The sequence below is a fragment of the Arthrobacter sp. H41 genome, assembly GCF_000520535.1.
Taxonomy (GTDB): domain Bacteria; phylum Actinomycetota; class Actinomycetes; order Actinomycetales; family Micrococcaceae; genus Arthrobacter_D.
Window position 1 is genome coordinate 33,485 of the sequence record NZ_KI914775.1, and the last position, 5,239, is coordinate 38,723.

Here is a 5,239-nt window from a genome sequence, read left to right on the forward strand (position 1 = left end):
TCCGATCTAGGTTCGGCCAGGCCGCCGCGAGCTGGCTCCGTACCTCGCCGAGGGTCTGGGTGACGGCCTTGGTCTGGGCGATGATCGGGAGGAAGTTCCCGTCGCCTCCCCACCGTGGCACCACATGCTGGTGCAGGTGGGCCGCTATCCCGGCGCCTCCCGTCACTCCCTGGTTCATGCCGAGATTGAACCCCGACGCGCTTGAAACCTGCCGCAGCACCCGCATCGCCGTCTGGCTGAGGGCGGCGATCTCGGCTGTCTCGGCGAGGTCGACGTCGGTGTAGTCGGGCACGTGGCGGTAAGGGCAGACCAGGAGGTGGCCCGGGTTGTAGGGGTAGAGGTTCAGCACCACGTAGGCGTGGAGGCCGCGGTGCACGATGAGCGAGTTCTCGTCGCTCCTGCCGGGCGCAAGGCAGAACGGGCAGTTGTCCTCGGACTTGACCTGGTCCTGGCCGCGCTTGATGTAGGCCATGCGATGGGGCGTCCAGAGGCGCTGGAATGCGTCGGGGACACCGGGAATCTCGAAGTCGTCCGTGACCTCCCCGTCCTCGGGACCCCCATGCCCCGCCATCAGATGGACGCGTCCCGCGTACGCACAGCCTCGACGATGCGTCGGACCGCCTCGGCGACCGGGACCTGGTTGTCCTGGCTGCCGTCGCGGAAGCGGAAGGAGACGGCTCCGGCGTCCTGGTCCTCGCCTCCGGCGATCAGGACGAAGGGCACCTTCTCCTTGCTCGCCGTCCGGATCTTCTTCGGGAAACGGTCGGAGCCCGCATCCACGTGCGCGCGGATGCCCTCGGCCTTCAGCTGGTCGACGACGTCGTACAGGTAGTCGTTGAATGCCTCGGCCACGGGAACGGCCAGGACCTGGACCGGCGCCAACCAGGCCGGAAAAGCGCCCGCGTAGTGTTCGGTCAGCACTCCCATGAACCGCTCGATCGAACCGAAGAGCGCCCGGTGGATCATGACGGGACGCTGGCGTGTTCCGTCGGCCGCCTGGTATTCGAGTTCGAAGCGCTCGGGCAGGTTGAAGTCCAGCTGGATGGTGGACATCTGCCAGGTTCGTCCGATCGCGTCGCGCGCCTGGACGGAGATCTTCGGACCGTAGAATGCTGCGCCGCCCGGATCCGGCACCAGATCAAGCCCGGAGGCCTCGGCCACTTCGGCGAGGGTGCGGGTGGCCTCATCCCAGATCTCGTCCGAACCGACCGACTTCTCCTCGTTCTTCGTGGAGAGTTCGAGGTAGAAATCGTTGAGGCCGTAATCCTTCAGCAGCCCCAGCACGAAATTCAGCGTATCGGTCAGTTCGTCCTTCATCTGCTCGCGCGTGCAATAGATGTGGGCGTCGTCCTGCGTCATGCCGCGCACGCGGGTCAGGCCGTGTACCACCCCGGACTTCTCATACCGGTAGACGGAACCGAATTCGAAGAGCCGCAGCGGAAGCTCCCGGTAGGACCGTCCACGGGACCGGAAGATGAGGTTGTGCATGGGGCAGTTCATGGGCTTGAGGTAGTAGTCCTGCCCGGGCTTGCGCACCGTGCCGTCCTCGTTCAGTTCCTCGTCCACATGCATCGCCGGGAACATGCCGTCCCGGTACCAGTCGAGGTGGCCCGACACCTCGTACAGGTGCCCCTTGGTGATGTGCGGGGTGTAGACGAACTCGTAGCCGGCGTCGGTGTGGCGCTGGCGTGAGTAGTCCTCCATGGCCTTGCGGATCACCCCGCCCTTGGGGTGGAACACCGGCAGGCCCGAGCCGAGCTCGTCCGGGAACGAGAAGAGGTCGAGTTCGGTCCCGAGACGCCGGTGGTCGCGACGCTCGGCCTCGGCCAGGCGTTCCTGATAGGCCTTCAGCGCGTCCTTGGTGGGCCACGCCGTGCCGTAGATCCGCTGCAGCTGCTTGTTCTTCTCACTTCCACGCCAGTACGCGGCGGCCGAGCGCGTCAGAGCATAGGCGTTCGAGATGAGCTTCGTGTTGGGCAGGTGCGGGCCGCGGCAGAGATCCTGCCAGACGACGTCGCCCGTCTTGCGGTCGACGTTCTCGTAGATCGTGAGTTCCCCCGCGCCCACTTCGACCGACGCGCCGTCGTCGTCGCCTGCCGCGCCCTTCAGCCCGATCAGCTCGAGCTTGTACGGCTCGTTCGCCATGGCCTCGCGGGCCTCGTCCTCCGAGACCCCCCGGCGGACGAACAGCTGGTTGGCGTTGACGATCTTCAGCATCATCTTTTCGAGCTGCTTCAGCTCGTCGGGCGTGAAGGGTTCCTCGACGTCGAAGTCGAAGTAGAAACCGTCGGTGATGTAGGGCCCGATCCCCAGCTGGGCACCGGGCCGCAACTGCTGGACCGCCTGGGCCATCACGTGCGCGGCGGAGTGGCGCAGCACCTCGAGGCCGGCCGGCGAATCGATGGAGACGGCTTCGACGCTCGCGCCGTCGCTCAGTTCACGCGCGAGGTCCCACAGGTCGCCGTCGACGCGGGCCACGACGACGTCGCGGCGTTCCCGGAACAGCTCCGCTCCCGTGATGCCCGAAGTCACCTCAAGCTCCTCGCCATCGACGATGAGGGTAATAGGGGGCGCTGACACGATTGTCTCCTCGGGGATACTGGGACTGCAGGCATACCGGAACCGCAGGTCACGGCCGGGGCCATCCCCTCCGTATTTTCCGGCGGGCGGCTCCTGTCGATCGTATCGGTTGGCCAGTAGGCCCACCAACCGACCCAGCTGCGGAGGGAAATCCGGCCTTCAGCGCTCGCGGCGCACCTTGAGCTCCAGTTCGATGAAGGCCGAGATCATGGCACGGTAGGTTTCCTCCACAACGGCCGGGTCGACCCCCTGTTTCTCGGCGTACCCCCGCACATTGCTGATGACCTGCTCCACCCGGGCAGGTGCACGCACCGAGGCGTCGTCGTGCTTCAGTGCTCCCGCGCGTCGCACCAGGCGCTCACGCCGCGAGATCAGGGCAACCATCTGCTCGTCCACCTCGTTGATCGCCTCGCGCACGGCGTTGAGTTTTCCTGCGGTGTCTGTCTCGTCGTCGGCCATGGAACGAGACTATCGACAATTGAAAGCCGAGTCGGATGTTGTGACGTGTTGGCAGGAATTGATCAGCCGCCCCCGTGGTTGACGACTGTGCACGATTCAAGACGTGCACCTGACCCAACCCAAGGAGCACCGTGGACTTCACGCCCGACGCAGGAACCATCACCATGTTCTCGACCACCTGGTGCGGCTATTGCCGGCGACTCAAGTCGCAGCTCGACGCACAGGGCATCGGTTACCGCGAGATCAATATCGAGGACGTCGAGGGAACCGCCGAACTGGTCGAGTCACTGAACGGTGGAAACCAGACGGTTCCGACGGTCCTCTTCCCCGATGGTTCAGCGGCGACGAACCCTTCCCTCAGCGAGGTCAAGAGCCGCCTGAGCGTATAAGGCTCCGCCCGAATATGCTGGGGGCAGGCCGATCATCGACCTGCCCCCACCCTCCCAGCGGAAGGACGTCCCGTTATGGCCCATCAAGTCCAGGCTGTTGTAGTTCGAGAGAAGAACGCCCCGGCAACCGTCGAAACGATCCTTGTCCCCGATCCCGGCCCCGGCGAGGCGCTCGTGGACATTCTCACGTGCGGCGTCTGCCATACCGACCTCCACTATCAGCAGGGCGGAATCAACGACGATTTCCCCTTCCTCCTGGGGCACGAGGCCACCGGCGTGGTCAGTGCGGTGGGCGACGACGTCACCTCCGTCGCACCGGGTGACCGCGTCATCCTGAACTGGCGTGCGGTGTGCGGGGAATGCCGCGCCTGCCGCCGTGGAGAGCCGCAGTACTGCTTCAACACGCACAACGCCACCCAGAAGATGACGCTCGAGGACGGCACCGAGCTCTCGCCCGCCCTCGGCATCGGCGCCTTCGCGGAGAAGACACTCGTCGCGGCGGGGCAGTGCACGAGGGTGGATCCCGAGGCCGACGCCGCCGCCGTGGGCCTGCTCGGCTGCGGCATCATGGCGGGCATCGGCGCCTCGATCAACACGGGCAATGTGCAGCGTGGCGACTCGGTGGCCGTCATCGGCTGCGGCGGCGTGGGCATCGCAGCGGTCGCCGGGGCGAAGCTCGCAGGGGCAACGACGATCATCGCCGTCGACATCGATCCCCGGAAGACCGAACTCGCCAAGGGTCTCGGTGCCACGCACGCCGTCAACTCCAAGGAGGAGGACCCGGTCGAGGCGATCCGGGCGCTGACCGGAGGGAACGGAGCCGACGTCGTCATCGACGCCGTGGGCCGCCCGGAAACCTACCGGCAGGCGTTCTACGCCCGCGACCTTGCGGGCACGGTGGTGCTGGTGGGCGTACCGACCCCCGACATGACGATCGAACTGCCGCTCCTTGACGTGTTCGGGCGCGGCGGATCACTGAAGTCGTCCTGGTACGGCGACTGCCTACCCAGCCGGGACTTCCCGATGCTGGTCAGCCACTACCTGCAGGGCAACCTGGACCTGGATGCCTTCGTCACCGAACGGATCCGGCTCGACCAGGTGGAGGAAGCGTTCGCCAAGATGCATGACGGCACGGTGCTGCGCTCGGTGGTGGAACTCTGATGGCGGCGCGGATCGAGCACCTCGTGACCTCGGGAACGTTCTCCCTCGACGGCGGCACCTGGGACGTCGACAACAACGTGTGGATCGTGGGCGACGACGCCGAATGCGTGGTGATCGACGCCCCGCACGACGCCGCCGCCATTCTCGACCAGATCAACGGCCGCACGGTGAAGGCCATCCTGCTGACGCACGCCCACGATGACCACATCCGCGCGGTCGGCGAGCTTTTCGACGCCGTCCACGCGCCCATCTACCTCCACCCGGAGGACCGCGTGCTGTGGAACCAGGTGTTCCCCGAGCTCAGCCCCGACCAGGAAATCCTCGACGGCGATACCGTCGAGGTTGCCGGCATCTCCTTGCGCGCACTGCACACGCCCGGGCACTCCCCCGGGTCGGTCTGCTATCTCCTCGAGGAGGCCGGCACGGTCTTCACCGGGGACACGCTGTTCCAGGGCGGACCGGGTGCCACCGGCCGTTCCTACAGCGACTTCCCCACCATCATCGAATCCATCCGGTCCAAACTGCTGACGCTCCCGGCCGACACCATTGCCCGCACAGGGCACGGCGACAGCACCACGATCGGCGCCGAGGCCCCGCAGCTCGACGAGTGGATCGCCCGCGGCCACTAGGGCGTGTCGGTCGACCTGCCC

The 5,239-nt window shown here is 66.3% G+C and carries 6 protein-coding genes; 3 read left to right on the forward strand and 3 right to left on the reverse strand.

Annotated features, from left to right (window positions below; translation table 11 throughout):
- The 3 genes from Y705_RS17475 to Y705_RS0104715 form a co-directional block, all read right to left on the reverse strand.
- Positions 1 to 571 (reverse strand): HIT family protein (locus tag Y705_RS17475; RefSeq protein WP_081737788.1); only part of this gene is annotated, 571 nt, incomplete at its 3' end.
- Complete coding sequence (gene thrS, locus Y705_RS0104710) at positions 571 to 2,580, reverse strand: threonine--tRNA ligase (protein ID WP_026532009.1); 2,010 nt, start codon at positions 2,578 to 2,580, stop codon at positions 571 to 573. The genes thrS and Y705_RS17475, both read right to left, overlap by 1 nt.
- Before the next feature lie 159 nt (positions 2,581 to 2,739).
- Complete coding sequence (locus Y705_RS0104715) at positions 2,740 to 3,039, reverse strand: chorismate mutase (RefSeq protein ID WP_026532010.1); 300 nt, start codon at positions 3,037 to 3,039, stop codon at positions 2,740 to 2,742.
- 131 nt (positions 3,040 to 3,170) lie between these two features.
- On the opposite strand from Y705_RS0104715, the gene Y705_RS0104720 reads away from it, so the two are divergent.
- The 3 genes from Y705_RS0104720 (at position 3,171) to Y705_RS0104730 (ending at position 5,218) form a co-directional block, all read left to right on the forward strand.
- On the forward strand, positions 3,171 to 3,428 hold the full coding sequence (locus tag Y705_RS0104720) for a mycoredoxin (RefSeq protein WP_026532011.1): 258 nt from the start codon (positions 3,171 to 3,173) through the stop codon (positions 3,426 to 3,428).
- A gap of 75 nt (positions 3,429 to 3,503) precedes the next feature.
- Entirely contained in the window at positions 3,504 to 4,589 is a 1,086-nt protein-coding gene (locus tag Y705_RS0104725) for an S-(hydroxymethyl)mycothiol dehydrogenase (protein WP_026532012.1), read from the forward strand.
- Positions 4,589 to 5,218, forward strand: a complete 630-nt coding sequence (locus Y705_RS0104730) for an MBL fold metallo-hydrolase (RefSeq protein WP_026532013.1) — start codon at positions 4,589 to 4,591, stop codon at positions 5,216 to 5,218. The genes Y705_RS0104725 and Y705_RS0104730 overlap by 1 nt, the downstream gene beginning before the upstream one ends.
- Positions 5,219 to 5,239 lie beyond the last annotated feature (21 nt).